Raw genomic sequence first — 2440 nt, forward strand, 5'->3', positions numbered from 1 at the left:
CGGTGGCGATGCCGCGCTGCGCGGCGAAAGCCAGGCCACCCGCGTCGGGCCGGTTGCTGATCACCGCCACCACTTCGGCCGCCCAGCGCTCGCGCGCGCAGGCACCGACGATCGCCTCCATGTTGGAGCCGCGGCCCGAGATGAGGATGACGATGCGCTTCATGCCGGGGCGCAGTGTAGGTCGCCACAAAGGTCGCTTAAAAAGCGGCGCCCCTAGAATGCGCCACCCATGGAAAACGACCTGATTCGCACCCTGCTCGTCTATGCATTGCCGGTGCTGTTTGCGATCACCGTCCACGAGGCGGCGCACGGCTACGCGGCGCGCCACTTCGGCGACGACACCGCCGCCGAGCTCGGGCGCATCTCGCTCAACCCGCTGCGCCACATCGACCCGATCGGCACCATCGCCATGCCGATCTTGCTCTACGTCGCCACCAGCGGCGCCTTCGTGTTTGGTTATGCCAAGCCGGTGCCGGTCGATTGGAAGCGGCTGCGCCACCCCAAGCGCGACATGGTGTGGGTGGCCTTTGCCGGGCCCGCGGCCAATTTGCTGCAGGCGCTGGCGTGGGCGCTGTTCGGCGTGGCCTTCATCGCGCTGCAGGCCGAGGCCGAACCTTTCTTCGTGCTCATGGCCAAGGCCGGCGTGCTGGTCAATCTGGTGATGTTTGCCTTTAACCTGCTGCCGTTGCCACCGCTGGACGGCGGGCGCGTGCTGGTGGGCCTGTTGCCGCGCACGCTCGCGCTGCCGCTGGCGCGCACCGAGCCTTACGGCTTTTTCATCGTCATGGGCCTGGTGATCGCGGGCGTGGTGAGCACGTGGTGGATGCTGCCGATCGTGCGTTCCTTGCTCGGCCTGATGGGTGCTGCGCTGCCCACCCTCGCCACCGTGATGAGCCTGCGATGAAGTCTCGCGTTCTCACCGGTATCACCACCACCGGCACGCCGCATCTGGGCAACTATGTCGGCGCGATCCGCCCGGCCATCCTGGCGAGCCGCGAGCCCAACACGCAGAGCTTTTTCTTCCTGGCCGACTACCACGCGCTGATCAAGTGCGCCGACCCCGACCGCATCGAGCGTTCGCGCCTGGAGATCGCCGCCACCTGGCTGGCCTGCGGCCTGGACCCGCAGCGCGTGGCCTTCTACCGCCAGAGCGACATCCCCGAGACGCCCGCACTAACCTGGCTGCTGACCTGCGTCACGGCCAAGGGCCTGATGAACCGCGCCCACGCCTACAAGGCCGCGACCGACGCCAACCAGGGGGCCGGCGACGAGACGGATGCCGGCATCTCGATGGGCCTGTTCAGCTACCCGATCCTGATGGCCGCGGACATCTTGCTGTTCAACGCGCACCGCGTGCCGGTGGGGCGCGACCAGGTCCAGCACATCGAGATGGCGCGCGACATTGCGCAGCGCTTCAACCACCTGTTCGGCCAGGGCCGCAATTTGTTCGTGTTGCCCGAGGCCGAGGTGGAGGAAGCGGTCGCCGTGCTGCCGGGGCTCGATGGCCGAAAGATGTCCAAGAGCTACGACAACACCATCCCGCTGTTCGAGGGCGGCGCGCGCGCGCTCGAGGCCGCAGTGGCACGCATCGTCACCGACTCCAAAGTGCCGGGCGAGCCCAAGCAGCCCGAAGGCGCCTCGCTGGTGATCATTCACGACGCGTTCGCCACCCACGAGGAGCGCGCCGCGTTGCGGGCCGACCTGCGCGCCGGCCTGAGCTGGGGCGACGCCAAGGAGCGCCTGGTCGGCTTGGTCGAGCGGCATGTGGGCCCGATGCGCGCGCGCTACGCCGAGCTGATGGCGCACCCCGAGCGCATTGAAGACGTGCTCGAAGCCGGCGCGCGCAAGGCCCGCGCGGTGGCGCAGCCCTTTCTTGCCGAGCTGCGCCGTGCGGTGGGCTTGCGGCCGATGCTCGCGGCGGCGCAGGCGCTTGGTCGTGCTGGCGGATCGGTCACCGTGTCCGTGCCCTCTGGGGAAGTCACTGCCCTAGGGCATAAACCCGCCGCCAAGGTGGCGCTGCCGGTGTTCAAGCAGTACCGCGAAGCCGACGGCCGCTTCTTCTTCAAACTGGTGGCGGCGGACGGCAGCCTGCTGCTGCAAAGCAGCGGCCTGGCCGATGCGCGCGGGGCCGGTGGCTGGGTCAAGCGCCTGAAGACGGACGGCGCGGCGGCCCTCGCCGAGGCACCCGTGCAATTGGCCGAGGGCGTGAACCGCACCGCCGTCGAGGCGGCCCTGGCCGCCTTGGCCGCGCAGGAGTGAGACTGCGCGGCCAAGGCGAAGTGGCTTAGAGCTGGTTCAGCGGGATGGCGATGTCGATCACCTTGTTCTGGCTGCTGAAGGCGCCGCGCGAAGTGGCCTTGCCCTGCGGCAGGTTGATCCCGTAGAACGAGGAGCTGGTCTCGCTGCCGACGCTGCTGAATGCCGCGAAGGCGCGCACCTC

General features: G+C 68.9%; 3 protein-coding genes. 2 read left to right on the forward strand and 1 reads right to left on the reverse strand.

What is annotated here, in order from left to right; all coding sequences use genetic code 11:
- Positions 1-163: formyltransferase family protein (locus RMO12_RS06635; RefSeq protein WP_309638687.1), on the reverse strand; the 163-nt coding region annotated here is incomplete at its 3' end.
- A 66-nt stretch (positions 164-229) separates the two neighbouring features.
- Here RMO12_RS06635 and RMO12_RS06640 point away from each other — a divergent pair.
- Complete coding sequence (locus RMO12_RS06640; protein WP_309638685.1) at positions 230-904, forward strand: site-2 protease family protein; 675 nt, start codon at positions 230-232, stop codon at positions 902-904.
- Positions 901-2259 carry a tryptophan--tRNA ligase gene (locus tag RMO12_RS06645; protein WP_309638686.1) on the forward strand — a complete coding sequence of 453 codons (1359 nt, stop codon included), beginning with the start codon at positions 901-903 and terminating at the stop codon, positions 2257-2259. Before RMO12_RS06640 ends, RMO12_RS06645 begins: the two co-directional genes overlap by 4 nt.
- Positions 2260-2440: the final 181 nt, after the last annotated feature.

The sequence above is a fragment of the Methylibium sp. genome (genome assembly GCF_031393925.1).
Taxonomy (GTDB): domain Bacteria; phylum Pseudomonadota; class Gammaproteobacteria; order Burkholderiales; family Burkholderiaceae_C; genus Methylibium.